This window comes from Paenibacillus sp. OK003, from assembly GCF_900109515.1.
Lineage (GTDB): Bacteria > Bacillota > Bacilli > Paenibacillales > Paenibacillaceae > Paenibacillus > Paenibacillus marchantiae.
In genome coordinates, this window is sequence record NZ_FOBD01000005.1 from 319,077 (window position 1) to 344,703 (window position 25,627).

Genomic DNA, 25,627 nt, shown 5'->3' on the forward strand with positions numbered 1-25,627 from the left:
TGAAGATATAATGGTAGTATTACACTACAGATAAGGAGCCCAGCATATTGAAAACTTGGACAGGTATCCTGCTGATGATTATTTTGGCGGTAGCTACGATTAGTACAACTTCGTCTGCCCGAACCATGAATGAATCGCAAAAACAGCTTAACATAGATGATCAATCCAGCCAGACCTCAGCGGTCGTGGCTTCCAATATAGAAACAATGAATGAAACCACTTTTACAACGAAAGAAGCAACCTCCGTCAAGGAGGAATACATCTCTGTTGCTCCGGAAAATGAGAACGTAAGACTGTACCCCATGAAAGTGGAGGGTTCAGGATATATATATAACGGAATGGTGCTGGAAGTGGACGGTAAGACACAAGAATTTAGTGATTGGAAGGGAGAAGGCGGGTCTTACAAACCTGAAGTACACGAGCTGGATCTGAATGGAGATGGCCAGAAAGAGATCGTTGTTTTGTATACGGAAGGTCATGGAACAGGTATTTATTTGGGACAAGCCCGTATCATTAATCCGATAACGCTGGAAGAGATGAAGATGCAATCTCTGGATGAGATTGTGAAGCAGCATGTGGAGTCAAAGGTTACGGTTGGATCAGACCGTGTAGATGTTGATGTTGCCGTTGATGGGGTTCAAGCAGAACCTTCACGGATCGAAGGAGACACGAGTGGCGGCTTGTATAACAAAGAGTTGGGATTCGGTGGAGTAACGTATTACAGCGTGGAGGATGGCCAACTTGTCGTATCAGCAGCAGGATCTTACGGTGCAGCTTTATATGCTGGTGATCTGACATTCGCTTATGTGTATCAAGATGGCGAGTGGAAAGCTGCAAATTTGAAATACAGCATGGAAGTGTATGAAGAAGAATATTATGAATCTTTTGATTGATAGGGTCGTGTAGACATCTGGTGGGACGAAGGTTGGCAGTTCTCGTGGTGAAAGAGAAGTTCTGCCAGATAAGGATGTGCAAAGAATATCTTCCTTTCTGCCTTATCGGGCAGTAGGAAACGGGACGAGGCTGAAAAAAATCGGGACATTCAGCCTCGTTTTGTGCTGCCTACAGATAGGAACAATGTACTAAAAATGCAGTAAACAATTGACATTATCACTTTAGTCGTTTAAATGTATAAAGGACAAATTATTTTAACGTTCAGGAGGGATTTTGATGAAGAAGAAGGTTGTACTGGGTTTGATGGTGGGCACATTAACTCTTGGAATCGGGACGGGTGCACTCGCAGCAACAGGGTTGGAACAGATTAAAGCTTATCTGAACAGCAAGATTACGCTAAAACTGGATGGTGCCACGGTGACAGCCAAAGATGCCAATGGTAAAACGGTGTTGCCTATTACGTATAACGGAACAACTTATTTGCCTGTGCGTGCTGTGGGATCCTTGCTTGGAACAGAGATCACGTATGACAGTGCAACTTCATCCGTCCTCATTGGCGGAACGAATGGATCTGCGCCTGTAACTAACGGAAAAGTAACGCTGAGTGCACTTGGAACATCCGTACTGGGATCTACCGCATGGCACACCAAAGATCCTAAGGATACCACATATAAAGGCAAGGATTACAAGGATGTTTATCTGCATAATGATCCTTCAAAACAGGGGGACGACATCCAGATTAATACGGGTAAAAAATATTCTTCTTTGCACCTGGAACTTGCCGCGCTAACAGGAAATCAGGAGATTCATATCTATAATCAGGATCTCGCGACACTCAAAAAGTTCAATATCACTCCAGAAAGCGGTATGATGAGTATAGATGTGGACGTTAAAGGTACAGACGCTGTCTATGTCGAGATTGTGTCAGAAGATCCAGATTCGGCTCTGTTTGTACCGCTGACAACATCGTATCTGACGAAGTAAAACACAAAATTTGCAGGTTTGCCACCTTACAGAAGGGGCAAGGCAAGCCTAAACATAAAAAAACGATGATTCACCAGGGATTCCTGAACCGTATCCGGTATTCAGAGTTGCCTGGTGAACATCGTTTTTATTTTTGTTTTGAATTGAAATCTTTTTGCTGAATTACACGCCAGTTACGAATATTAGCGGATCACGGTATCCAGTGGTTTCAGGTTCGCTTCAATCTCAGCGCGGCGACCTTCGAGGAATGGAGGCAAGGCAAGCGATTCTCCCAGATGCTCCATTTCTTCGTCTGTATCAAATCCCGGACCATCCGTTGCAAGCTCAAACAGAATACCGTTCGCTTCACGGAAATACAGGGAGCGGAAGTAGAAACGGTCTACGAAACCGGAGTTCGGGAATCGGAAATTATGAACCCGTTCCACCCACTGTTTCAGTTCTTCTTCATTATCGACCCGGAAGGCAACATGGTGCACACTACCTCGTCCAGGGCGTTCTTGGGCCAGGTCATTCCGTTCTTCGACATGCACCTCAGAGCCACTTCCACCATCACCTGATTCGAAGACGAGTACATCGGGCTGGCCTGCGACAAAAGCAGGATAGGTCCCTTTTTGACGGAAGCCGAGCAGCTCGGTAAGAACTGGAGCGGTAAGGGAGGCATCTTTGACGGTAAGATGGATTGGGCCTAAGCCCACTATGCCATACTCGGCAGGCACAGGGCTTTGATCCCATGGTTTGCCCCCGGCAACACCTGTATTGTGCTCATCAGAAACCAGAATCAGACGTTGTCCTTCAAAGTCGGTAAACGAGAGAGTGGCACGCCCCCCGCGTTCAGTGATTTCTCCATGTGGGACTTCGAATTCGTCAAAACGCTGCTGCCAGTACGTAAGTGCAGTATCACTTGGAACACGTAGTGACGTTGCGGAGATGCTATTCACGCCTTCTCGTGTTTGTCCGGCCATTGGAATTTCAAAGAAGGTCAGTTCGGTACCCGGATTCCCTTTTTCATCTCCATAGAAGAGGTGGTAGACCGAAACATCATCCTGATTGACTGTTTTTTTGATCAGTCGCAATCCCATTACGTTGGTATAGAACCGATAATTCTCAGCTGCGTGTGCGGTCAGTGCAGATACATGGTGAAGACCTTTGATTTGCATTATAAATTCCTCCTGGTTTTATATGTTCAACTAATGAGTATTTACACTGGCACTCCGATGACAGAACAACCTTCCGATCGCTGTTATCCCCAGAGTTTTTGATTCCTCTCTTCAAAGGGGAAAATCCGGGATAAGCGTATGCTTCCGATGTAGCTTTCTTTTCAGAAAGCTTTGAGGCGAACGCTTCGCTTCTTCAGTTTATTACTGTCCTCTCCGTTATCGTGTAAATGTTAGAAGAACATATATACTGTTTTATAATATTTCCGTAAAGAAAGTTACTAACTTTTAGTTTGTTTTGTTGTTGGATTTATCTTAACATAAAGATATTTAAAATACAATCCTATTTTAGAATTCCATCTGGACAGTGTATTCATTCAATGACAAAATGAAAAAGTTAACATTAAAGAGATATAATGTGTTTGTGTAATGTGAAGGAGAGAAGAGGCGCATGGCTTATCCTCAGTGGCTAGACCCTTATGATGCAGAACCGTTTATGCTGTTTTCCACTTCGCACCTATGGGCGATTGGTGTGATTGCTGCACTGGTTATATTGATGTTCCTGTTTCGAAATTGGCTGCGGTCCTGGGCACCGAACACACGCCATACCTTTCGGATCGTTCTGGCATGTATCATGTTTGGCTGTGAAATTGTGCTTCAGCTCTGGTATATATATGGGGATGTGTGGAGTCTGCAAACTTCATTGCCACTGGAGCTATGCAGTCTGTCACTATTGTTATCGGCGCTGCTATTGTTGACACGCAGCCGACTGCTGCATTCTGCATTGCTGTTCGCAGGAATAGCAGGAGCCTTGATGGCAATCGTAACGCCTAATCTCGGTTATGCTTATGCACATTTTCGGTTCATTCAATTTTTTACTGCTCACGCTTGTATTATTCTGGCGTTGCTCTATATGACTTGGGTGGAGCAGCTTCGTCCAAGCTGGAGATCTGTGTTGGGTTCGATGATGTTTGTGAATGTGGCTGCGTTGGTTGTATACGGTGTGGATGTCGTGCTTGACGCCAATTATATGTTCCTCAGACACAAACCGGATACACCTTCAGTGCTCGATATGTTGGGTCCCTATCCCTTGTACATTCTTGGGGAAGAGGTGTTGGCAGTAGTGATGTTCTCTCTGATGTACATCCTGCTCTTTGCGATTCCGGAGCGTCTGAATCATCGAGTGAAAAGAGGAAAGAGTTCTGCGCTCTAGGTATGTCTTCAAACTCAGACAAGCTATACAATGATGGAGGTCAGGTTCCAAAAAAGTCTTGAAGTCGGGGCTGGCTGATTCTGACCGAATGGCCAGATGATTTTCTAAGAAACACAGGGCGTCTTATTTGGCGTTTAGGCCCTCTTTTTAAATTGTAAAGAACATCAGACACGTTATTTCTTAAAATCTCTTGGCAAAAACGCTACAACCGATTTTTTATTCTGATATAGAGTGTCTCAAGTTTCTTAGATTTCTGCGGGCGCTTCAAATCCTTGAATAAGACGCCTCAGATTCGTCAGCGTTTACTCGTTCATGAAGGGCACATGCTCGAACATTCAGGATGCAGCTCACTTGCCTACTCTGAACTCGCTTGGGTACGCTTCGGCTTTCAACAGGTTTGAAGACAAGCCCTAGTTAAAAATTCATTCAAAACCAAGGGGGAAGCAACGAGTTTTCCTTCGTTCTTCTATAAAGATATATTTCAAATTAAACATCACGCAGCGTTCTGGATATCCAGGCCGTATGCGGGATGTTCGGTAGTTAACTCCACATGGAGTATGGTTATAAATTTATCCACGAAGCAATGATTCCGCTCCGTCCACGTAGATCCGAGTACCGGTCACATGGGAAGATTCATCGGAAGCGAGGAAGAGCACCAGATTGGCGACTTGCTTCGACGTTCCAGGTTCACCTTTGAGGGGGTGTTCGTGACCTTCCGGAAATTCAACCGGAATCTGTACTTCTTTCAGATCGTCCGAAGGATAGGTGTTGTCATCGATGTTCGTGTCTATGGCTCCTGGGCAGACGGCATTGACACGAATCTTGTAACGGGCCAGTTCCAATGCTGCCATCTTTGTAAAAGCCGTCTGACCTGCTTTACTGGAAGCGTATGCAGAGAACCCTATGCCAGAGAATACACGGTTACCGTTGATGGAACTCGTAATAATAATGCTTCCTCCGCGGTCTTTCAAATGGGGTATGGCGTACTTCACAGTTGCGAACGTGCCGCGCATATTGATGCCCATCGTCTGATCCCAGTCCTCAGGTTCCATCGTTTCAATGGGAGCCATCGTGCCGTTGATGCCCGCATTGGCAAATACAATATCGAGCTGTCCAGCTTGCTCTGCCACCTGATTGATTGCCTTCTGCACGTTGTCCGGTTTGGATATATCACATTCAATGACGTGGGCTTCTCCGCCTGCATTCTCAATCGTCTGTTTGGTTTCCTCTGCATTCTCCGGGGTCCGGTCCAGCATGAACACTTTGGCCCCATGCTCAGCGAAACGAATGGCGGTTGCCTGACCAATTCCTGAGCCACCTCCGGTTACAATCGCAACTTTCCCTTGCAAACGTTGTTCAGTCATCCTGATCCCTCCGTATTGTATGAATTATCAGTAACTCTCTATCTCTACATACCCGACTCCCGCATGGTGAATCAGTTGAATCCATATAAAAAAGGACCGCATCGCGGTCCTCACTTTGCATCCTGTATAATGATGAGATAATCAGTTTGCTGCAAAGTTACTTATGTTTCTTCCAGTCCAACGAACTGTTGTTCAACAGGTACTCAAAATCATTATCTTTCCGCTTCTGTTCCGCTTTACGAGCTTCTTCTGCCTGCAGGCGTTCCTGCTCTTTCCGGTCTGCCTCGGCAGCCTTGGCTTCATCCGCCTGAGCTTTCAGTTTCTCTAACACATCACTGCTCAGCAGATCCTTTAGTGTAGTCGGTTTATCCTGTGCTGCTTTGGGAGCAGGGGGGTGTTTTTTGGATTTTGCCATAGAATAATCTCCTCTCAAAAACATGAATCAGCTTCCATTATGGTTCAGTAAACTTATTATATCAGGTTCACCAGACCCATTCCATGAAACTGGCGGATCAAAAGCAGGAAATAGGGGGTTACGTGACGAATGAAAACGGGTATAAATTCATATATTATTACCGATACTGCGACTATTCCCTGGAGAAAGGAGTCGTTGTTCGTGGAAGTAAACCGTAGTTTACTGAAAGGGCTTGCATGGGGTGTTGCTTTCAGCTGTCCGCTATGGATTGCGATCATCGGTTGGTTGCGTTTGATGGGATGGATGTATTGAGATCAGTGGGTTGCAGAGCTGCTGCATATAGAGTTATGCCAGAAGAGGGCATTTTTTATAAAGTCATTTATGTAAACGCTAACATTGAATAAAGCTCTGCCTTGCGTGAATACGCAGGACAGAGCTTTTGTTTGTCTTACGGGTTGTGAATCAAGATGGATAACTAAAATCCTTTTCAAAGATTAAGGCATTTTTACCGGTTCAGGATATTCTACTCCGTGAGTGTCGACAGTGACTTTTTTCATTACCTGATCGGTAACCGGTTTGTCTCCTTGCCCGATTTCCTGAGCAGCGATTCCATCTACAACTTCCATGCCTTCTGTAACTTTACCGAATGTGGCATATGCATTATCCAGATAATCAGCATCCGCTAACATGATGAAAAACTGGGAGCCTGCGGAGTCCAGATTATCGGATTTACGCGCCATGGAAATGACTCCACGTGTATGATTCAGATGGTTTTTGTGACCATTGGATGTAAACTCACCTTTAATGGTATATCCTGGGCCGCCCGAACCATCGCCGTTTGGATCACCACCCTGAATCATAAAGCCGGGGATAACACGGTGAAAGATCAACCCATCATAGAAACCTTTATTCGCCAATGAGATGAAATTGTACACGGTATTGGGCGCAATTTCGGGATATAGCTCAATGACAATTTTTTGACCGTCTTGCATTTCAATTGTGGCCACTGGATTTGGCCCTTCGGGTGCAGCCGGGACCGGTGTTTCCGTCGCACTGCTTGCAGGGCGCCCACAACCACTAATGACGATAAGCAGCATCGCTAGAACCAGCGACACAGCTGTTGTTTTTTTCCACTGAAAAGACATGAGAACGTTCCCCCTTGCATCTCTGCATAATATGTTTAGTCCGAGTTATTGTCGGATAATCCCTCAACTATCATACCGTTTTTGCGGACAAGATGGCAATGCAAGGCAGGATATTGTGGGCGATAAGGGATGGTGTAAATGCTTACAGAGGTGTAAAATAAGGAAAATGCTTCCGCAGTCAGGGACGTACGGGTCTGTTCCGTCCGCTCCAATACACGGCAGTCCCGGCGTCAGTAACGGAAAGGGCGTGCGGGTATATGGACTTCTCGTGGAAGCGTAATCTGGTGATTTTGTGGATGGGTGTGTTTTTTTGCAGCACCGCTTATTCGATCTCCATCCCATTTCTGCCTTTGTTTCTGAGTGGCGATCTGGGCGTTCGTGATCACCTGGAGTTCTGGTCCGGGCTTGCCTTTGGCATCACGTTTCTGGCAAGTGCGCTGGTGTCTCCCTTCTGGGGATCACTGGCTGACAAATACGGGCGCAAGCCGTTGTGGCGAAATGGTCCCGACTTGAGCAGAAGTTGCCGGGATCAGGCAAACCTTTGGCAAAGTAATCAAAAACGACAAAACAATAAATGGTTAATCGGATATCAGAGAGGGGATGGCACTGTAGAAATACGGTAGCCATCTCTTTTTCAGGATAAAAGTCTATGTTATCAGGAAGATAAAAGCAAAAAGAAACCTCTTGAGCAAGAGGTTTCCTCATATTCTCATTGAATCTGTAATGTGTTCCTATTCATCCTGGGATGAACCTTTTCGGGAAACTTCAACGCCGTCAACGTTCTCCTTCGGAATGGCATGTTCAACAGCATCAAGCTGATCCTCATTTGCTAGGGCCTCCGGAAAGGAATCTTCCGTGAACAATCCAAAATTCGGATCAATATCCCTTTCGGTTACCAGATTATCCGGCTCATGTACGTGTCGCTTGTGATTATCCTTCACTGTGTCTGCACCTCCTAATTCAGGCTGTGACAAGAGGATTAACGCCGAGGTGGAATATCATTCTCCGGTTTGGCATCCGCCCCTGCACCGTTTAGCAGGTCCGTCCCGTGAAGGGCATTGGGGTCGGGTGCGGCGGGATCAATCGGACTATTGGGTTGGATAAGATCAGCATCAGGTACGGATTCGAGTGCAGGCTCTGCTGTCCGTGACTCCAATTCCGGTTCTTCCGTAGCCCCTAAAGCTACAAGGGGCGGATTCACTCTATTTACTGTATCCTCAGTTTCGATGCGTCTTCCCGTAACTTCATCAAAAGTGTCTATGTCACCTTCAGGGACTTCGGTTTCCAGTGGAATATCACGGGACCTCTGATAACGGTCGTAGTAACGTTCACTCTCTTCATTGCTAATCGGTCTGTCTGACATAAGTAGCACTCCCTCTCAGTGGATTATATTTAATGGTTTTTTTGATTGTGCAGTTATCGTGAAAAGAAAGGTGCTTATGTCGTAGTTACCCAAAGGGCTAACGTTGTAATCTCGCACCCATTATGATTCCCTTGTGTTCCCCAAATATGAATATAAGATGAAAGGGAACGATGTACGGATTACAGATTCAATGTATACACTTTAAAATTTGGGAAAAACATATTTGACCAGAAAGTACAGGAATCCAAAGAAAATAATGATATAAGCCGCATATTTGATAAACGTGGAAGCGACCATACTCGAATCCGATTTATGCTGGACATCCCTATGCTCTACCTCTACCGTTCTGTGTGGCTCATTCATTCGAATCATCTCCTCAATGATAATTGTTTGCTTTGAGGAACCATTACACCCTGAAGGGATGATTGAATCGCACAGGCCTTTTTTACAGCTTTTCATCTTTGGCCTATGATATGATGAAACATGGATATATGAGGGAGGGATTCCAATTGGATTGGTTTACGCTGGGGAATATGATCACTCAAATCCGAATCGGCCAAAAAGCGTCTACGCCCGGGTTTTCCCGTACCGTTATACGTCGTCCGGACGGGCTGTTCTGGGTAGGCGGGATATGGTCAGGACAGATTGTACAGTTGCGGGATTATCTTTTCTCGGATATATGGACGATCTATGAAGATGAGGAAACGGAGCAGTGGTTGGAATATCGCACGACAATTGAACAGAAAGAACGCGAAATGATTGAGAACCAGTTCGAAGATCTGCGCGAATAATGGAGAAAACACTCGGGACCTATCAATAAAATGGAAATAAAACTATAAATCTACTAAAATGTGAATTTTCATTTTCCTCCAAGAAGGTGACACGTTAAACTGTGGCGAATGATAAATGAGAGAACTTGGGGATAGAGAAAATAAGAACTTTGAGGTGCTGTGAATGAAAAATGTGCCCAAAGCTATCATCATCTTATGGATAAGTATGTTGAATATTCTCTGCTTGCCGCATGACTTCGTCTCAGCGACTGCAGGAGAAGTAGACAGACCTGTATCCATTACGGGATGGGAAGTAAAATGGGGGAACGTACACGATCAGGGATTCATCAATGAGGTTCAAGGTTCGGAGGAGATTTGGGAGAAGCAAGGTGCAGAAAAGTTGGAATACAGCAGCGTTGAAGCTCCTTCAGGTTCCTTGTGGACTCGTGTGACCATTCCTAAAATAAACGAAGATAGCTCGGCAATTCGTTTTGAGAATATTAAAGGGAACCACATTGTGATCTACCTGGACGATCGTAAGGTGTATGAGAATTATCATTACAATTATGATAATAACGCTGTGTTGTTACCCTTATCGAGAGAGAATTCAGGTGCAAAACTGTATGTTTGGTCCGAGAATGAGAAAGGCAGACTTGGCATCTACGGAACGGTTCAGGTTGGGCCTTATGCTACATTACAGGAAAAGTACATTCACAATGGACTGCTTGATGTGATATTGGGAGCGACCTTTGTATTTACGGCTCTTACGATGCTGAGCTGCACATTTTTCCTGGGCAAATTCCATAAAGGATTGTGGATTTCGCTATGTATTGTGATGGGTTCAATCGGAACGATGATTATCACCTATTCTCAGTTTTTATATACGTTCTACCAGGTTTACGGTAATCTGTATTCCGTATTGTTTGATCTGGCTATGCTGATGGGCATGCCTGCACTCTGTTATTTTTTTGAACAAATTATCGGACCAGGTCGTTATGGCATCTTTACCAAACTAAGAAAATTCCAATTCATCTATTCTGTAGTTGCTGTGGCTGCTCTGCTGATTAATTTTATTTCAGGCGGTCAATGGGACATGCTCTACAGTTTGTTGGTTCAGAATGTAATTGGATTCGTTCTCGTAATCCTGTTGAGCATCTTAATGATCGGCACCATCTCCAAAGCACTTCAACGGAGCCGGGAAGCCCTTTTACTTGCTACGGGATTCGGCACATTTGCCTTAATCAGTGTTGCTGAACTACTGTGGTATTACCAGCGTAATGGAACCTATCATCTGATATGGTGGAAATGGTCCATGGTTGCTTTTATTATCTCACTTATTGCCATACTGGGAAGCCGATTTGCTGAAAAACATACCAAAGTGCTTGAATACTCGAAAGAGTTGGAATTGTTTAATAATGAATTGCAGCGATCCGAGAAAATGGAGATCATTAGCGAACTAGCGGCATCGGTAGCTCATGAGGTTCGTAATCCGCTGCAGGTGACAAGAGGATTCCTTCAGCTCATGACAGAGCAGGAAGACAACAAAAACAAGGGATATGTGCGGATTGCTCTGGAGGAGCTTGATCGGGCTTCCGGCATTATTACCGACTTCCTAACGTTTGCCAAACCGGAGTTTGACCATATTGTTTCTCTGAATATTGCGGATGAATTTAACCATATTGAAGGTATTCTTGTACCGATGGCTAATCTGGAAGGCGGGAAAATAACATCCGATATTCCGCCAGATCTATGGATTAGAGGGAACTCGTCCAAGTTCAAACAGGCTTTTATTAATATTATTAAGAATAGTATTGAAGCTCTGCAAGGTCAGGGTCAGATTGATATTTGGGCTTATGCCCAGGATGGGGTCATCAAGGTACATGTTAGGGATAACGGCGAGGGCATGGATGAGGAAGCACTGGTCCGCCTTGGGGAGCCTTATTTCTCGAACAAAATTAAAGGGACAGGGCTTGGCATGATGGTGACCTTCCGAATCGTTGAGGCCATGCATGGGCAGATCAGCTTTACAAGCACAAAAGGGGTAGGAACAGAAGCCGTTGTATCTTTTGCCGAGTTCGTCGAATGACGAGCGGCAGAAGTGTACGATGGCTTTTTTGTTCGCTACCCCTTGTGTCGTTCAATCACATATTCAATCTAATCCGTTTAGCTTCTCCACGGTCCGCAATTGACGTCATAATCCACTTTGGCTGGATTGGGAGGAATCACGAGAACGTAATCGTTCTGTTGTTCTTCAACGGTACGGACTTGAATGTGTTCAGGAATATCAATGCCAAATGCTTCACGAAGCGCTTGCTTCGGGTTGGAGTGCAGTTGTTGTCTAAAGTGCTCATCTGTCCAAGCCTTTTCAATAATATCCTCGTGCAACGTTTTCTCTGATACCATCATCGTCAACATTCCCTTCATATTTAAAATTCAACTGTACCAGCTTTTCTTTTCTGATTAGGACAAGTGTTGTTTCTCGCTGATCCAGTAATGAAACCCGCCTTGAAAAAGCATTTTTTTGTGTTGTTCAATGTCCTGAACACTTTGTCCCAGAATGCCGCATAAGTAAGAATTAAACGCTTCGAGATGCGATATTCCCGAGTTAGAAGATGTCAGTCTGATGTTATATTGGCGAGCAATGTCTACATAGGAGTTCATCAATTGAGTATTGTATACATTATCATGTACACGTTCGCTTACAGGATGAGCCGGGTAGTTGTGTTCCAGTGCTGCGGATATGTGGGAGAGGAAGCTGTTGTAATTTCCATGCACAGCATCTTGTTTAATGTCGGTGAAATCATCTGTCATCTGGAGAGTCATCAGTGCAATGTTGACGGCAGAACATACCGGAGTAATGCGATGATTCTGTTCCAAAAGAAGCAGTGAGCCAGCAGCTCCAAGCTGAAGTGGTGCGGCTTTTTGGGCGATGAATAGCGGGCTTCTCTTGAAATAATCGATGGAGTTCTCACCGGTGACGCTCATGGCCCAATCCTCCACATACTGTCTGAAATACGTCCAGAACGGGGAAGAAAGGCTGAATAGCTCTGAATAGGCACAGATCGCATCCACGTAGTAAAGATTACCCAGTGATAATTTCAAAGTCACATCTTCTGGCTGTTCGTCCATAACCTCATCCTGATTCAGAAAATATAACATATGCAGGAGACAGGCAGTACTCAGTTTGTGTGCCTTCTCTGGAGGTAAACCATCCGAGAGTTGCATCCACAATGGAATAATGTAGCCAATGTAGCTGTGACCCGAATCTCGTAACAACGGATTGACCAAATGAAGTTGTTCTAGTGCATGTTCTGACATTGGTTCAGGATATTTCTGTACCAGCTGCTCTGCTGCAGCGAACACCACCTCCACATCGGATGTAAACGGATCAAACCATTCTCTCCGCATCGTTTGGTTACGCCCTTCCCGTAATAAAGTGATTAAGGACTTTTCGACTAGATCATGAAGTTACTTTACAGTATACCGGAAATGAATTGAAAAAAATAGGAGATTTTGTGATGAATTGTGAAAAAAACAATGACATTTTGTATTTTTATGGCATAAAAAAGCGGAAGTTAGGCTCAAACTAGGAGAGCACAGGATTTTGACATATGAAAGGAAGAAGAGAAATGAAATACAAATGGCAAAAATGGATGGCAGCCGGACTGGCAGCCGTATTTATAACAGCATCAACCGGCTATACGGCATCCGCTGATCCAAATGGAGCTGTTGACGATCAAGTGGCGACACTATCCTCCTCCACCAATCAGACCAAGCCATGTATGCAGGCAAGTCATGGCCTGTTTATGATTGGAGAAACCGCAGACCTGCTCGGTATTGGGCTCCGTGATTTAAAGGAGCAGATGGAGCTTGGCAAAACGTTGACTCAGATTGCCAAGGAACGCAAGGGGCTTAGTGAGGCACAATTGTTAGAGAAGTTGAAGCCGTCGCTCTCTCAGCGATTGGATAAAGCAGCGGAAGAAGGCTGTCTCACGAAAGATCAGGCAGCAGCAGCCAAAGCAGGAATGGATACGAAGCTGAAGAAGGTAATCAACACACCACTGCGGGAATTAAGACGTGAGTTCGCTCACCACGGCAACAGACGTCCGATGATGGACAAGGGGGCTATTGCCCGTTTTCTCGGCATCACTCCCGAGCAGCTCCATCAGCAGCTTCAAAGCGGGAAATCACTGGCTGAGATTGCTCAGGCAAAAGGCATCAGTGAAACGCAGCTGGTAGACAAGCTGAAGGATCAGTTGACGGGTGACCTGAAAAGGTTCGTTAATCAGAAGGGCAATGCACATCAAGCTCCTAGTCCTCACGAACCTGTACCTGGTCGATCCGCTTCCACAGAAGTAAAGTGAACAAGAGCGTCTTCCACGAAGGGAGACGCTTTTTCTACATTTAACCAGGATTAGCTGGTTTCCGGACTGCGATTTGCGCTTGCTGACGGGTTGCGCTCCGGTGAACTTGTTCTGCTCGCAGAAACAGTATCATGCAAACGGGAACTTCTTGGGCGCTTCTTCCGTTGTAATCCGATGGTAAAGCGAGAACCAGGAAGCTTGGAAAGTCCACAACTGATTGCAAGAGACGTTGCTACGGTGACCAGAAACGAGAGCAATGTAATCGGCAGATGCCATCCGGTTAGTGTAAGTGGCCGGGTGATATACGCGATGCAGTAGATCACCAATGCATGAACCAGATAGCCACCGAAGGAATATCGGCCAATCCACGTCAGGAGACGCTGAAAGGGAGTATTTTTGCCTCGCAGCAGTACAAGGAACCCATAGAACATGAACAGCTGGGCCATGATGATGATGAATGTTGTTGGCTTCAGATAGGTTGAGATATTCAGGTTAACGACATCGCCCGATCCCCGCAGCACATCATATCCAAGCCAGATGTACATACCGATAAACAGACAGACCATCCATGGCAATACCTTTGCGGTCCAGCTTCTCCAGCTATCCACTGACCAGGCACAGACTGCGCCCAGCAAAAAGTAAAACCAGTACATAACCCATGAATAGGAGCGATATTGCAGCAAACCCGACCAGGGTTGGGGTAAGGAAGCCGTCCACCCGCCCATATCGTAGTAGGACCATTTCATAAGCAAAGTATATAAGGCCATCCCAATGAGAATCAGTGTGATGACGGATTGCATTGGGGTGAAACGTGTAACTTTTTCAATACGTCTCTGAATGAACTTGGCTCCCGCAAGAAACATGGGAAACAGAATATAGAACTGAAACACCATAATCACAAACCACAGATGATATCCCGTCTGGGGGAGGAACAGTTCACGAACAAGACTACGGAAGTCCGGCATACCCGAAAGCCAGAACTCGGGGGTGAATACCCGGACAAATAACCAATAGATGAACGTCCATACCACAAAGGGCACATAGATATCTCCAAACCGCTTACGGATAAACTTGGGGTAATCCGGTTTGGTGTGATTATGATGATAGAACAGCATTACACCGGACAGAAAGACAAAGGTCGGCGTGCCAAAACGAGTCAGATGATAAATCATGGTCAGCATGACAGAATCAGGTTGCTCAATATCAGCGCGATATATATATTCTGCGATATTATGCTGCATCACAATGGCGAGAAATGCAAGGGCGCGCAGTTGAGTCCATTCCACGATTCGCGGTTTATTCACGTGTATCCCTCCTTCGTGTAACCGGAATTCATCATATAAGGGTACCTGTTGAACATTAAGGCTGCATTAAATGGGGAAAATAGGTACAAAAAAAGATGGCGGCAGCCATCTTTTTAATCGAAGTATCCTTGCGATACCAGCTTCATTTTGTTTCCATTCGATTTAGTTTAAGTCTTGTGCTTTCGTTGATTCATCCTCTGAAGATTTTGCATCTTCCTCGAACAAATTCTGAATGTATGCTTGGAGTTTCGGTTTATTTACACCGAGTACCTGGGCAGAACCTGCAAGCTCATTGGTAAGCAGCTTGTTAGGAGGGATCTGCTGTTTATCGATTTCATTTACGTTAATATCAAATCCGAGCGAAGCCAATTTCAACATCTGCGTTGGACTGAGGTCTGTCTCGATATATGGAGCGACAGCTTCCAAGATTTCAGGAATTTTGAAGAGTGAAGTGGTGCTTTGCATCTTCTTGGCCAGCTCAGTCATGAAAATCCGCTGCCGTTCGGTACGCGTAAAGTCTGATGTGGCATCATGCCGAAACCGTACATATTGGAGGGCAGTCTTACCGTCCATATGCTGAAGTCCTTTTTTGAGATCAATATCGTACATATGTTTATCTGCTTTGCTGGTATAATACATGTCTTTCTCCACTTCAATATCGATCCCGTCTACAGCATCAACCAGCGCCATGAATCCGATAAAATCAGTATACACGTAATGCTGAATAGGAATGCCGAGCAAGTCACCGACCGTTTGTTTGGTTAATTCCGCTCCGCCGTAAGAGAAGGCTGCGTTGAGTCTGCTCTTGCCGTGTCCCGGAATGTCAACGTATGTATCACGCAGAACAGAGAAGAGATGGGCTTTCTTGGATACCGGATCAATGGAAGCGACCATGACCGAATCTGAACGGCCGGCATCCTCCCCTCTGGTGTCACCGCCAAGGAGCAAAATGTTAACTCGTTCCTTCCCTTCCCATTTAGGAACAGGGGTGGTTGGATTGTCCGTATTTTGGTTTGTGTCAGAAGTGGAAGTCTCGGAAGCGGTTGAGATGCTATTGGCAAAATGAACGATCGAGTATCCGTAATATACAATGACACCGGTTATGGCAAGTGCCAGGGTTAGGGATGTCCCCCACAACCATTTCTTAAGCATAATCTTCACCTTTCTATGAATGAACTATTATGTAACCCAAACTAGTTTAACAAAAAGTAAGAGAAATGTCCTCTTTGATTTCGAAAGTTCGGTTACTGGGCAACATGTTTGACAAATAGTTGGTGTATATTTATTATGTAAAAAATATCGCGTTTTGTGTAATGGAGGTATTAAACAACTTTATGAATCAATCTGTATTTAATTGGATCAACCAGTTTGCAGACCGAATTCCGCTTCTGGACTGGTTTATGATTACATCCGCTGAATATGCGGTTTGGATTATGATAGGGCTTCTTGTGATTGTGTGGTTTCTTGGCGATCCGTCGAAGCAGCGAATTGTGTTTTATGCATGTGTAGCTTCGATCGTAGCACTGGGTCTGGTAAAATGGGGGATTTCACCTGTGGTAGGTCACCCAAGGCCGTTCATGGAAGGCACGGTGAACCAATTGGTTCCGCATGTGCCAGATCCATCTTTTCCAAGCAAACATGCTTCCTTTGTATTCGCGCTTGCTGCAGCTTCGTTTTTTATCGGGCGCCGCTTCGGCATGTGGATGCTGTTGCTTGCTGTGCTGACAGGGGTGTCGCGTGTCTATGTAGGTGTACATTATCCTGGGGATATTCTGGGTGGGTTCATTCTGGGTAGTTTGGTCAGTGTAATCTTGATTGCTACGCGTAATTATACCAAGTCAATTCCCGATTTCTTCATTGACATTCATCGTCGGGTTTTCCGTTAGAAACGGTTGATTATGGCGGATTAGAAAAGAAGTTTAAGATACAAAAGCCTTACGTTTTTGGTGAGCCAAAGAATTGAGGCTTTTTTGTGTTTATTTCGAAGTTAACTGAAATTTACAAAAATCGAATTCCGATATCTACAATTCATGACGAAAGGTGTCGATATACTATAAATATGCATTAGTTTATGCGCCAAGCTAAGGAGTGGGGAACATGAAGGGCACGAGGGGAAACATGATGGGGAAGTTTAGATTTACAATTCGTATGAAATTATTGACCGGATTTATTATTGTGGTGGCATTGTTGGCTTTTGTCAGTACATATGCACTAATTCAAATTCATGGCATGTCAGGCAAAGCGGATGAGATAGACCAGAAATGGATGCCTAGTGTAGCGCTGTTGGGTCAGATGAATGGTGATATATCCGATGTAGAGCGGCTTGCGCTTGCTATGATCGTTGAGCAGGACGGGAATGAAATAGCCAAGTTGAAAGAGGCTCAGGATCAACTTCTTGCCAAGATCGAAGACGAACGAAAGCAGTTACAGACATTCATTGCGGACAACGCAAATGCGATGAAGCTTTATAATGAGTTTAGCACGAACTATGATGCTTATTTGTTGAAAATGCCTGGATTTATTCAATTAGGCATGGAGAACAATTACGCGGATGCCAGCAAACTGCATTCAGAGTCTTATCCACTGTGGTACACAGCCAATGATAGCATTGTCAAATTGATTACGCTTGGGAATACAGAATCGGATACAGCTACGAATGGATCGGTTGAGCTAGCCGAAAAAGCATTTAATGTTATTTTGGGAGTAACCATTGTTGCTTTCCTGATTGCCATGTTTATTGCCTTCTTCATTGCAAGCATCATCTCACGTCCAATTCAGAAGATGAATGCAGCAGCGATGTTGATTGCTAATGGTGACTTGACCAGTGAGAGGATTGTTCTCAAGAACAAGGATGAGCTGGGGACGCTGGCCGATTCCTTCAATGTGATGACAGGCAACCTGCGTGAGATGATTCAATCCGTATCGATGACATCCGAACAGGTAGCCGCTTCCTCGGAAGAACTTCTAGCGAGTGCAGAGCAGAATACAAGAGCATCGGAACAGATCTCCGAAACGGTTGAGGAATTGGCTGTAGGTACATCCGATCAAGTAGATATGGTGAAACGTTCTTCACAGGCGATGAGTGAGATGGCTCTTGGTTCGGAACAGATTGCTGAGCTTGCTCAAAGTGTATCCGTATCTGCCGTTGATGCAGCGAATCAGTCTGCCGAAGGAAATATGATTATTCAGCAGGCTGTTGAACAGATGGGATCTGTTCGCAATTCTATTGCATCACTGACAGAACTGGTTACAGGGCTGGGAGAACGTTCCGCGGAGATTGGTACGATTACTGAGGTTATCAACAATATTGCGCGTCAGACCAACCTTCTGGCATTAAATGCAGCGATTGAAGCGGCACGTGCAGGTGAGCATGGACGTGGTTTCGCAGTCGTAGCTGGAGAAGTACGGAAGCTCGCAGAGGAGTCTTCTACATCGGCTCAAAAAATTACGGATCTGGTGCAATTGATTCAGAAGGATACAGATCATGCCGTACAGGCTGTAAAAGTGAACAGCAATGAAACGGAGGCTGGCATTGAGATTGTAACCGCGGCGGGACAAGCCTTTGAACAAATTTCGAATGCCGTGAACAAGGTTGCTGGTGAAATCCAGGAAGTATCTGCAGGTTCGGAGGAAATGTCAGCAAGTACGAATGAAGTTGTAGGGTATGTGGGTCAGATCTCCAACATTGCGGGAGAAGCAGCAGGCGGGGTGCATAATGTATCTGCCGCAACCCAACAGCAGCTGGCTTCAATGGAAGAGATTGCTTCGTCAGCAGGCTCGTTGTCCAAAATGGCTGAAGAGTTGCAGGAGCAAATCAACAAATTCAGAGTATAAACCATCCCAAAGACAGGATGTTCAGACTGATAATAGCATGATCAACATTCAGCCTGTAGCAAGGGTTATATGGAATATCTGGACTGTTTCTCATATTGCATTCATGCGATGTGAGGGGCAGTCTTTTTTGTCATATCACTACCCAAACATGTCACAACAATGTTATTTCAGAAGTCACCAGCGCTGATATTGCAACTGGAGCAAAGAGCTATAATGGTAATTAATGGTGGAAATACATGGAGTTACACCATAGAAAGGAGCGGGTTATTTCATCAGTGTAATTGAAAAATGACGAGACGACTATTGCCAAAGGAGATGAATGGTTGAAGATGAAGGGAAGCTGGTGGAGACGAATCGCTATTCTCGCGTTATCGGCAGGGCTACTGGCAGGAAGTACATCCATACAGGCATGGAATGGCAAGGCAGATGCGGCTGCCGGAAATCATAACTATGCGGAAGCATTGCAGAAGGCGGTTTATTTCTATGAAACACAGCGTTCAGGGAAATTGCCGGAAGACAACCGGGTGGAATGGCGTGGTGATTCCGGATTAAATGACGGAGCGGATGTTGGGGTTGATTTGACCGGAGGATGGTACGATGCCGGAGATCATGTGAAATTTGGTCTGCCTATGGCCTATTCAGCTACGATGTTAGCTTGGTCTGTTGTGGAGTACCGTGAAGGATACGAGCAGGCAGGGCAACTGGAGGAGATTAAGGATAACTTGAGATGGGCCACAGACTATTTTGTGAAAGCGCATACGAAACCAAATGAATTATGGGGACAGGTTGGAGCAGGCAATACAGACCATGCCTGGTGGGGACCGGCTGAAGTGATGCAGATGAACCGTCCTGCTTATAAGATCGACGCATCCTGTCCGGGAAGTGAACTTGCGGGTGAAACCGCAGCGGCACTCGCTTCTTCGTCCATTGTGTTCCGTGACAATGACCCGGCTTATGCCAATAAACTGCTTCAGCATGCCAAGGAATTGTACAGCTTCGCGGATACGTATCGAGGCAAATATTCGGATTGCATTACAGATGCCCAATCGTTCTACAATTCATGGACAGGTTACTATGATGAACTCGCCTGGGCTGCAACATGGTTATATATGGCGACAAATGATAGCGCTTACTTGTCCAAAGCGATTGCTACGGCCAATCTGTGGCAGGCGGATGGACAGAACGGGAACTGGGCCTACACATGGACCCAAGGCTGGGATGACAAACATTACGGAGCCCAGATTCTGCTGGCTCGCATTACGTCGAGTCTGAACATGCCAGAAGCGACACGGTTCATTCAATCCACGGAGCGTAATCTGGATTATTGGTCAGTAGGCACAAATGGACAACGGATCAAGTATACACCGGGCGGGCTTGCCTGGCTTGATACATGGGGATCGCTCCGTTATGCAGCGAATGCATCCTTTATTGCTTTTGTGTACTCCGACTGGGTCAGTGATCCGGTGAAAAAAGCAAGATATCAGGATTTTGCCGTTTCGCAAATGAACTATATTCTAGGGGATAATCCTCGCCAGAGCAGTTATGTGGTTGGTTATGGGCAGAATCCGCCTAAGCACCCACATCACCGAACCTCCCACAGTTCATGGATGAATTCTGAGAATACACCTTCAGAGCACCGTCACACGTTGTACGGAGCGATGGTTGGTGGACCGGATGCATCGGATGCCTATACCGATTCCATTGGAGACTATGTCAGCAATGAGGTGGCAACCGATTACAATGCAGGCTTTACAGGTGCGTTAGCCAAGATGAATCTGTTATTCGGCCAGAATGATCAGCCCATCGCGAATTTCCCGGCACCGGAAGTGAAGACAGATGAGTTCTTTGTCGAAGCTGCCGTGAAAGCATCCGGTTCCAATTACACGGAAATCAAGGCTCAACTGAACAATCGTTCCGGCTGGCCTGCGCGGATGGGGGATAAGTTGTCCTTTCGTTATTTCCTGGATCTGAGTGAAGTTTACGCAGCAGGATATACCGTATCCGATGTCAATGTTACAACCGCATACTCCGAGGGAGCGACCGTATCCCAACCGGTTGTGGTTGATGCTGCCAAACGAATCTACGCTGTTACGGCGGACTTTACCGGAACGAAGATATATCCAGGCGGTGAAGGACATTATCGCAAAGAGGTCCAGTTCCGCATTACCGGCCCGCAAGGCGCGTGGAATGCGAATAACGATCATTCATTCCAGGGCTTGGGCACAGGCAATGTGACGAAGAGCGTATATCTCCCAGTCTACGATGCGGGAAAACGGATATACGGTCAGGAACCTGTTGTCACACCGGTCGTCACGCCTGTTGCACCTTCGGGGGTGCAGGCTGTTTCAGGGAATGCTCAGGTAATCCTGAACTGGGCAGCATCACCTGGGGCAGAATCGTACACCGTGAAGCGTGCCGAGGTGAGTGGGGGTCCATATACTTCTGTAGCGACAGGTGTGCATGGATTGACGTACACGAACACGGGGCTCACGAACGGGAAGACCTATTATTATGTGGTGACGGCTGTTAATTCGGCCGGGGAATCGGCCGGGTCTGCACCAGCCTCTGCCACGCCGCAGGCTGGAACATCGTTGCCTGGCGCACTGACGTTAAGCGGTACGGCAGGCAATGCCCAGTCGATTCTGACCTGGACGGCAGCGACGGGAGCTGTGACTTATAAGGTGCAGCGCTCCGTTGTGGGCGGTGCATATGCCGATGTGGCAACTGGATTGTCAGTGTTGAATTACATCGATGCAACAGCCGTAAATGGCACGGCGTACAGTTACCGAATCGCCGCCGTGAATGCGAGTGGACAGACATTGTCCAATATCGTGACGGTGACACCGAGTGCGCCTCCGGCAACAACGGGCACGCTTGAGGTGCAGTATCGTAACGGAGGGTCAGGAACTTCCGGCAATGCGGTGACTCCGCAGTTTAATCTAAAAAACACAGGCAATCAGGCGATTGATCTGAGTACCGTGAGGCTCCGATATTATTTTACCAAAGATGGTGCAGGGGATCTGACCTTCTGGTGTGATTATGCCCAGATCGGCACGGCCAATATTGAAGGCAAATTTGTCACGCTGACTCCGGCAACGGGTACAGCGGATACGTATCTGGAGATCAGCTTCAAATCCGGGGCTGGCAGCTTGGCTGCCGGAGCGGAGACGGGTGTGATCCAGGGGCGCTTTTCCAAGAATAATTGGAGCAATTTCGATCAGAGCAACGACTATTCCTATGATGCAACCAAGACGGCTTTTGCCGTCTGGAATCAGGTGACAGGGTTTCAGGGAGAGACGAAAGTCTGGGGCATGGAGCCGTAACCTAAAAGGCAGTTTAACAGCATGCGCAGACCCACAGTAATTCAAATTGAATTTCACCATTCCAGGGAGGTATGTACATGTTGAGATCAGCAGCGAAAAAAAGTTTGTCTGCCATGCTGGCAGGGACCGTTATGCTGACCGGGTATACCGGTTTGTGGGCAGGGCCTCAAACGGTTTATGCCGAAGAACAGACTATTGATGCTCAGGCGGACGGAGTAAACGAAGCTCGATTTTTGCAATTGTATGATCAGCTGAAAGATCCGGCGAACGGTTATTTTTCTCCAGAGGGCATTCCGTATCATTCCATTGAAACGCTGATGAGCGAGGCACCGGATTATGGACACATGACGACATCCGAGGCCTACAGTTACTGGCTCTGGCTGGAAACGATGTACGGTCACTATACGGGAGATTGGTCCAAACTGGAAGCGGCTTGGGACAGCATGGAGAAATACATCATTCCTGTCAATGAAGGTGACGGCAAGGAAGAGCAGCCTACGATGAGTTATTACAATCCGAACAGCCCGGCCACCTATGCAGCGGAAAAACCTTTTCCCGATCAATATCCTTCTGCAATTAACGGTCAATATGCAGCCGGAAAAGACCCGCTTGATGCCGAGCTGAAAGCTTCCTACGGCAACAATCAGACGTACCTGATGCACTGGCTGCTGGATGTGGATAACTGGTACGGGTATGGCAACCTGCTGAATCCGAATCATACGGCGGCTTACGTGAATACGTTCCAGCGTGGAGAGCAGGAGTCTGTGTGGGAAGCCATTCCACACCCGTCTCAGGACAATAAAACATTTGGCAAAACGGGCGAAGGTTTCATGAGCCTGTTCACCAAGGAGACCCAGGCACCGGCAGCCCAGTGGCGTTATACCAACGCAACGGATGCTGACGCACGTGCGGTGCAAGTCCTGTATTGGGCAAAGGAGATGGGTTACACCAATACGGCGTATCTGGATAAAGCGAAGAAAATGGGTGACTATCTGCGCTATGGGATGCACGACAAGTACTTCCAGAAGATCGGAAGTGCCAAGAACGGTACACCAACTGCCGGTACAGGCAAAGACTCTAATATGTATCTGATGGCATGGTATACCTCATGGGGCGGCGGCCTTGGCGAGGGTGGGAACTGGGCTTGGCGGATTGGCGCCAGTCACACGCATCAGGCTTACCAGAATCCGGTGGCAGCTTATGCCTTGTCTGATCCGGCAGGCGGCCTGATTCCAAAATCAACAACAGCCAAGGCAGATTGGAATGCATCGCTGAAGCGCCAACTGGAGTTCTACACCTGGTTACAATCTCACGAAGGGGCAATTGGCGGTGGAGCGACGAACAGTTTTGATGGCTCCTATAAAGCATACCCTGCCGGAACGAGTACGTTCTACGACATGGCTTATCAGGAAGCTCCGGTATATCGTGACCCTGATTCCAACACATGGTTCGGTTTCCAGGCCTGGTCGCTGGAGCGTGTAGCTGAGATGTATTACATTCTTGCCGAGAGCGGGGACCTCAGCTCCGAGAACTTCCAGATGGCCAAAAAAGTCATTACCAAGTGGGTCGACTGGGCCAAGGATTATGTATTCGTCGATGAGCGTCCGGTGACGGATGCACAAGGATATTATCTGAACGCCGCAGGTCAGCGGATACTTGGCGGTACCAATGCACAGGTTGCCACTACACCTGCACCGGGCGAATTCTGGATTCCAGGCAGCCAGGAATGGCAGGGGCAACCGGATAAATGGAATGGGTTCAGTTCCTTTACGAACAATCCTAATTTCCATGTGGTAACCAAAGATCCTGCTCAGGATACAGGCGTGCTGGGGAGCTATATCAAAACGCTGACGTTCTTTGCAGCGGGAACTCAAGCCGAAGGCGGCGTGCTCAGTGCCAAAGGTCAGGAAGCCAAAGATATGGCTGAGAAACTGTTGAACACGGCGTGGGATTACAATGATGGTGTGGGGATCGTGACCGAGGAAGTTCGTAAAGACTACTTCCGCTTCTTCGCCAAAGAGATTTATATTCCGGCGAACTGGACGGGAACCTTCGGACAGGGGAACACGATACCGGGTACAGCCGGCGTACCTTCTGACCCGGCCAAAGGTGGTAATGGCGTATACATTGGTTATTCTGACCTGCGTCCAGCCATCAAGCAAGATCCGGCATGGGCTTATCTGGATAATCTGTACAAAACGTCGTATAATCCAACAACGAAAAAATGGGAAAATGGCGCACCAACCTTTACGTATCACCGTTTCTGGTCACAGGTGGATATGGCTACCGCATATGGCGAATATGATCGTCTCCTTGGTGACGCAGGAGGCCCCGTCGTCCAAGTGCCAGCAGCTCCGGCTGGTCTGACCGCTGCAGCAGGCAGTGAAAAGATTGTTCTGAACTGGAACGCATCCACGGGTGCCGCTTCTTACACGGTAAAACGTGCAGAGGTGAACGGTGGCCCGTATACTTCCGTAGCAACAGGGGTTACCGGTTCGACCTTCACGGATACAGGACTGACGAATGGAAAAACGTACTATTATGTAGTGACGGCAGTGAATACGGCTGGTGAATCTGCACCTTCTGCTCAAGCCTCTGCAACACCGCAAGCGGGAACTTCCATACCGGGAGTGTTAACCCTTACGGGAACGGCAGGCAACAATCAGGCTGTGCTGACATGGACCGCATCGACCGGAGCTGCAAGTTACAAGGTACAACGCTCGGTAGCAAGTGGAGCCTACACTGATCTGGCTACAGGTCTGACGGCATTGACATACACGGATGCCACGGCAGTGAACAATACCGCATACAATTACCGCGTGGTGGCAGTAAATGCAAGCGGACAGACCTTGTCCAATATAGTGACCGTGACACCTACAGCGCCTCCTGTAACAACAGGTGCACTTGAAGTGCAATATCGCAATGGCGGTTCAGGGACGTCAGGCAATGCGGTGAACCCGCAGTTCAATGTCAAAAACACAGGCACGACAGCAGTGGATCTGAGCCAGGTGAAGCTGCGGTATTATTTTACGAAGGATAGTGCATCCGATCTGAGTTTCTGGTGTGATTACGCCCAGATTGGCAGCGCCAACGTTGAAGCTCACTTTGTGACCATAGATCCGGCTAAAGGCACAGCGGATACGTATCTGGAGATTGGGTTCAAATCCGGGGCAGGCAGTTTGGCTGCCGGAGCAGAGACGGGAATGATTCAGGGGCGCTTCTCGAAGAACAACTGGACGAATTTTGATCAGAGCAATGACTATTCTTTTGATGCGACCAAAACGGCCTTTAGCGCTTGGAACAAAGTGACCGCTTATATTGGCGGAGTCAACGCTTGGGGCATTGAGCCATAATCCATTCATATTGAAACAGAGTATAGCCGGGGAGAAATCCCCGGCTTTTTACGTGTTGATTTTAGGATTACGGGTATTCATAATCGGGAAATGAACCATAGTAATGTTTACCATATATAGAATTTAAACATTAAAATATAGGTCATA

General features: G+C 46.7%; 22 protein-coding genes and 1 pseudogene. 12 read left to right on the forward strand and 11 right to left on the reverse strand.

The genetic code is table 11. From position 1 onward, the window contains the following. Positions 1-47 precede the first annotated feature (47 nt). Positions 48-893: a hypothetical protein gene (locus BMW94_RS10025; RefSeq protein ID WP_090997787.1), complete on the forward strand. Its 846-nt coding sequence runs from the start codon at positions 48-50 to the stop codon at positions 891-893. A 277-nt stretch (positions 894-1,170) separates the two neighbouring features. Further along, on the forward strand, positions 1,171-1,878 hold the full coding sequence (locus BMW94_RS10030) for a stalk domain-containing protein (protein WP_090997790.1): 708 nt from the start codon (positions 1,171-1,173) through the stop codon (positions 1,876-1,878). 182 nt (positions 1,879-2,060) lie between these two features. Here BMW94_RS10030 and BMW94_RS10035 read toward each other — a convergent pair whose 3' ends face one another. Beyond that, positions 2,061-3,035: a ring-cleaving dioxygenase gene (locus tag BMW94_RS10035; protein WP_090997794.1), complete on the reverse strand. Its 975-nt coding sequence runs from the start codon at positions 3,033-3,035 to the stop codon at positions 2,061-2,063. A gap of 448 nt (positions 3,036-3,483) precedes the next feature. Here BMW94_RS10035 and BMW94_RS10040 point away from each other — a divergent pair, with 448 nt between their 5' ends. Continuing rightward, a complete protein-coding gene (locus BMW94_RS10040) occupies positions 3,484-4,245 on the forward strand; it encodes a YwaF family protein (protein WP_090997797.1) in 762 nt (253 codons plus the stop codon). A 569-nt stretch (positions 4,246-4,814) separates the two neighbouring features. On the opposite strand, the gene BMW94_RS10045 is transcribed toward BMW94_RS10040, so the two are convergent. Further along, on the reverse strand, positions 4,815-5,609 hold the full coding sequence (locus BMW94_RS10045; protein WP_090997800.1) for an SDR family oxidoreductase: 795 nt from the start codon (positions 5,607-5,609) through the stop codon (positions 4,815-4,817). 157 nt (positions 5,610-5,766) lie between these two features. Next, positions 5,767-6,024 (reverse strand): YqkE family protein, encoded by a 258-nt coding sequence (locus BMW94_RS10050; RefSeq protein ID WP_090997803.1) that lies wholly within the window; start codon positions 6,022-6,024, stop codon positions 5,767-5,769. 129 nt (positions 6,025-6,153) lie between these two features. Here BMW94_RS10050 and BMW94_RS10055 point away from each other — a divergent pair, with 129 nt between their 5' ends. Beyond that, positions 6,154-6,336, forward strand: a complete 183-nt coding sequence (locus BMW94_RS10055) for a hypothetical protein (protein ID WP_024632483.1) — start codon at positions 6,154-6,156, stop codon at positions 6,334-6,336. A gap of 182 nt (positions 6,337-6,518) precedes the next feature. On the opposite strand, the gene BMW94_RS10060 is transcribed toward BMW94_RS10055, so the two are convergent. Beyond that, positions 6,519-7,169 carry a peptidylprolyl isomerase gene (locus BMW94_RS10060; RefSeq protein WP_090997806.1) on the reverse strand — a complete coding sequence of 217 codons (651 nt, stop codon included), beginning with the start codon at positions 7,167-7,169 and terminating at the stop codon, positions 6,519-6,521. Positions 7,170-7,426: 257 nt separating this feature from the next. On the opposite strand from BMW94_RS10060, the pseudogene BMW94_RS10065 reads away from it, so the two are divergent. Further along, positions 7,427-7,660, forward strand: a pseudogene (locus BMW94_RS10065) (MFS transporter); the annotation flags it as partial. 240 nt (positions 7,661-7,900) lie between these two features. Here the strand turns inward: BMW94_RS10065 and BMW94_RS10070 are convergent. The 3 genes from BMW94_RS10070 to BMW94_RS30440 all read right to left on the reverse strand — a co-directional run bounded on the left by BMW94_RS10070 (position 7,901) and on the right by BMW94_RS30440 (position 8,895). Beyond that, positions 7,901-8,110, reverse strand: coding sequence for a hypothetical protein (locus BMW94_RS10070; protein WP_090997809.1), 210 nt, complete (start codon positions 8,108-8,110; stop codon positions 7,901-7,903). A gap of 38 nt (positions 8,111-8,148) precedes the next feature. Then, positions 8,149-8,532, reverse strand: a complete 384-nt coding sequence (locus tag BMW94_RS10075; protein ID WP_090997812.1) for a hypothetical protein — start codon at positions 8,530-8,532, stop codon at positions 8,149-8,151. A 201-nt stretch (positions 8,533-8,733) separates the two neighbouring features. Then, positions 8,734-8,895: a hypothetical protein gene (locus BMW94_RS30440; protein WP_175480643.1), complete on the reverse strand. Its 162-nt coding sequence runs from the start codon at positions 8,893-8,895 to the stop codon at positions 8,734-8,736. A gap of 146 nt (positions 8,896-9,041) precedes the next feature. Here BMW94_RS30440 and BMW94_RS10080 point away from each other — a divergent pair, with 146 nt between their 5' ends. Together BMW94_RS10080 and BMW94_RS10085 are read left to right on the forward strand one after the other, a co-directional pair. Further along, on the forward strand, positions 9,042-9,323 hold the full coding sequence (locus BMW94_RS10080) for a hypothetical protein (RefSeq protein ID WP_090997815.1): 282 nt from the start codon (positions 9,042-9,044) through the stop codon (positions 9,321-9,323). Positions 9,324-9,486: 163 nt separating this feature from the next. After that, positions 9,487-11,388, forward strand: coding sequence for a sensor histidine kinase (locus tag BMW94_RS10085; RefSeq protein WP_090997818.1), 1,902 nt, complete (start codon positions 9,487-9,489; stop codon positions 11,386-11,388). 77 nt (positions 11,389-11,465) lie between these two features. On the opposite strand, the gene BMW94_RS10090 is transcribed toward BMW94_RS10085, so the two are convergent. Next, positions 11,466-11,708, reverse strand: a complete 243-nt coding sequence (locus BMW94_RS10090; protein ID WP_090953016.1) for an NHLP leader peptide family RiPP precursor — start codon at positions 11,706-11,708, stop codon at positions 11,466-11,468. Between the two features lie 54 nt (positions 11,709-11,762). Further along, the gene (locus BMW94_RS10095; RefSeq protein ID WP_090997821.1) at positions 11,763-12,710 is read right to left on the reverse strand and encodes a hypothetical protein; all 948 of its coding nucleotides are present in this window, start codon (positions 12,708-12,710) and stop codon (positions 11,763-11,765) included. A gap of 221 nt (positions 12,711-12,931) precedes the next feature. On the opposite strand from BMW94_RS10095, the gene BMW94_RS10100 reads away from it, so the two are divergent. Further along, positions 12,932-13,666 (forward strand): hypothetical protein, encoded by a 735-nt coding sequence (locus BMW94_RS10100; protein WP_090997823.1) that lies wholly within the window; start codon positions 12,932-12,934, stop codon positions 13,664-13,666. A 50-nt stretch (positions 13,667-13,716) separates the two neighbouring features. Here BMW94_RS10100 and BMW94_RS10105 read toward each other — a convergent pair whose 3' ends face one another. Together BMW94_RS10105 and BMW94_RS10110 are read right to left on the reverse strand one after the other, a co-directional pair. Continuing rightward, positions 13,717-14,970, reverse strand: a complete 1,254-nt coding sequence (locus BMW94_RS10105) for an acyltransferase (RefSeq protein WP_090997827.1) — start codon at positions 14,968-14,970, stop codon at positions 13,717-13,719. A 162-nt stretch (positions 14,971-15,132) separates the two neighbouring features. Further along, positions 15,133-16,122, reverse strand: a complete 990-nt coding sequence (locus BMW94_RS10110; protein ID WP_090997830.1) for an LCP family protein — start codon at positions 16,120-16,122, stop codon at positions 15,133-15,135. A 182-nt stretch (positions 16,123-16,304) separates the two neighbouring features. Here BMW94_RS10110 and BMW94_RS10115 point away from each other — a divergent pair, with 182 nt between their 5' ends. From BMW94_RS10115 to BMW94_RS10130, 4 genes are all read left to right on the forward strand, one after another. Continuing rightward, complete coding sequence (locus tag BMW94_RS10115) at positions 16,305-16,856, forward strand: undecaprenyl-diphosphatase (protein WP_175480644.1); 552 nt, start codon at positions 16,305-16,307, stop codon at positions 16,854-16,856. A gap of 211 nt (positions 16,857-17,067) precedes the next feature. Beyond that, positions 17,068-18,804 (forward strand): methyl-accepting chemotaxis protein, encoded by a 1,737-nt coding sequence (locus BMW94_RS10120; protein WP_090997836.1) that lies wholly within the window; start codon positions 17,068-17,070, stop codon positions 18,802-18,804. A 329-nt stretch (positions 18,805-19,133) separates the two neighbouring features. Then, entirely contained in the window at positions 19,134-22,127 is a 2,994-nt protein-coding gene (locus BMW94_RS10125; RefSeq protein WP_090997930.1) for a glycoside hydrolase family 9 protein, read from the forward strand. 77 nt (positions 22,128-22,204) lie between these two features. Continuing rightward, positions 22,205-25,480 carry a glycoside hydrolase family 48 protein gene (locus BMW94_RS10130; protein ID WP_090997839.1) on the forward strand — a complete coding sequence of 1,092 codons (3,276 nt, stop codon included), beginning with the start codon at positions 22,205-22,207 and terminating at the stop codon, positions 25,478-25,480. Positions 25,481-25,627: the final 147 nt, after the last annotated feature.

Bases quoted from the DNA above. Each gene is read 5' to 3' on its own strand.
- BMW94_RS10095 (WP_090997821.1), bottom strand. From the start codon at position 12,710: ATGCGGAGAGAATGGTTTGATCCGTTTACATCCGATGTGGAGGTGGTG.
- BMW94_RS10040 (WP_090997797.1), top strand. From the start codon at position 3,484: ATGGCTTATCCTCAGTGGCTAGACCCTTATGATGCAGAACCGTTTATG.
- BMW94_RS10035 (WP_090997794.1), bottom strand. From the start codon at position 3,035: ATGCAAATCAAAGGTCTTCACCATGTATCTGCACTGACCGCACACGCA.
- BMW94_RS10130 (WP_090997839.1), top strand. From the start codon at position 22,205: ATGTTGAGATCAGCAGCGAAAAAAAGTTTGTCTGCCATGCTGGCAGGG.
- BMW94_RS10115 (WP_175480644.1), top strand. From the start codon at position 16,305: ATGAATCAATCTGTATTTAATTGGATCAACCAGTTTGCAGACCGAATT.
- BMW94_RS30440 (WP_175480643.1), bottom strand. From the start codon at position 8,895: ATGAATGAGCCACACAGAACGGTAGAGGTAGAGCATAGGGATGTCCAG.
- BMW94_RS10030 (WP_090997790.1), top strand. From the start codon at position 1,171: ATGAAGAAGAAGGTTGTACTGGGTTTGATGGTGGGCACATTAACTCTT.
- BMW94_RS10085 (WP_090997818.1), top strand. From the start codon at position 9,487: ATGAAAAATGTGCCCAAAGCTATCATCATCTTATGGATAAGTATGTTG.
- BMW94_RS10100 (WP_090997823.1), top strand. From the start codon at position 12,932: ATGAAATACAAATGGCAAAAATGGATGGCAGCCGGACTGGCAGCCGTA.
- BMW94_RS10075 (WP_090997812.1), bottom strand. From the start codon at position 8,532: ATGTCAGACAGACCGATTAGCAATGAAGAGAGTGAACGTTACTACGAC.
- BMW94_RS10045 (WP_090997800.1), bottom strand. From the start codon at position 5,609: ATGACTGAACAACGTTTGCAAGGGAAAGTTGCGATTGTAACCGGAGGT.
- BMW94_RS10060 (WP_090997806.1), bottom strand. From the start codon at position 7,169: ATGTCTTTTCAGTGGAAAAAAACAACAGCTGTGTCGCTGGTTCTAGCG.
- BMW94_RS10090 (WP_090953016.1), bottom strand. From the start codon at position 11,708: ATGATGGTATCAGAGAAAACGTTGCACGAGGATATTATTGAAAAGGCT.
- BMW94_RS10125 (WP_090997930.1), top strand. From the start codon at position 19,134: ATGAAGGGAAGCTGGTGGAGACGAATCGCTATTCTCGCGTTATCGGCA.
- BMW94_RS10120 (WP_090997836.1), top strand. From the start codon at position 17,068: ATGAAGGGCACGAGGGGAAACATGATGGGGAAGTTTAGATTTACAATT.
- BMW94_RS10110 (WP_090997830.1), bottom strand. From the start codon at position 16,122: ATGCTTAAGAAATGGTTGTGGGGGACATCCCTAACCCTGGCACTTGCC.
- BMW94_RS10050 (WP_090997803.1), bottom strand. From the start codon at position 6,024: ATGGCAAAATCCAAAAAACACCCCCCTGCTCCCAAAGCAGCACAGGAT.
- BMW94_RS10055 (WP_024632483.1), top strand. From the start codon at position 6,154: ATGAAAACGGGTATAAATTCATATATTATTACCGATACTGCGACTATT.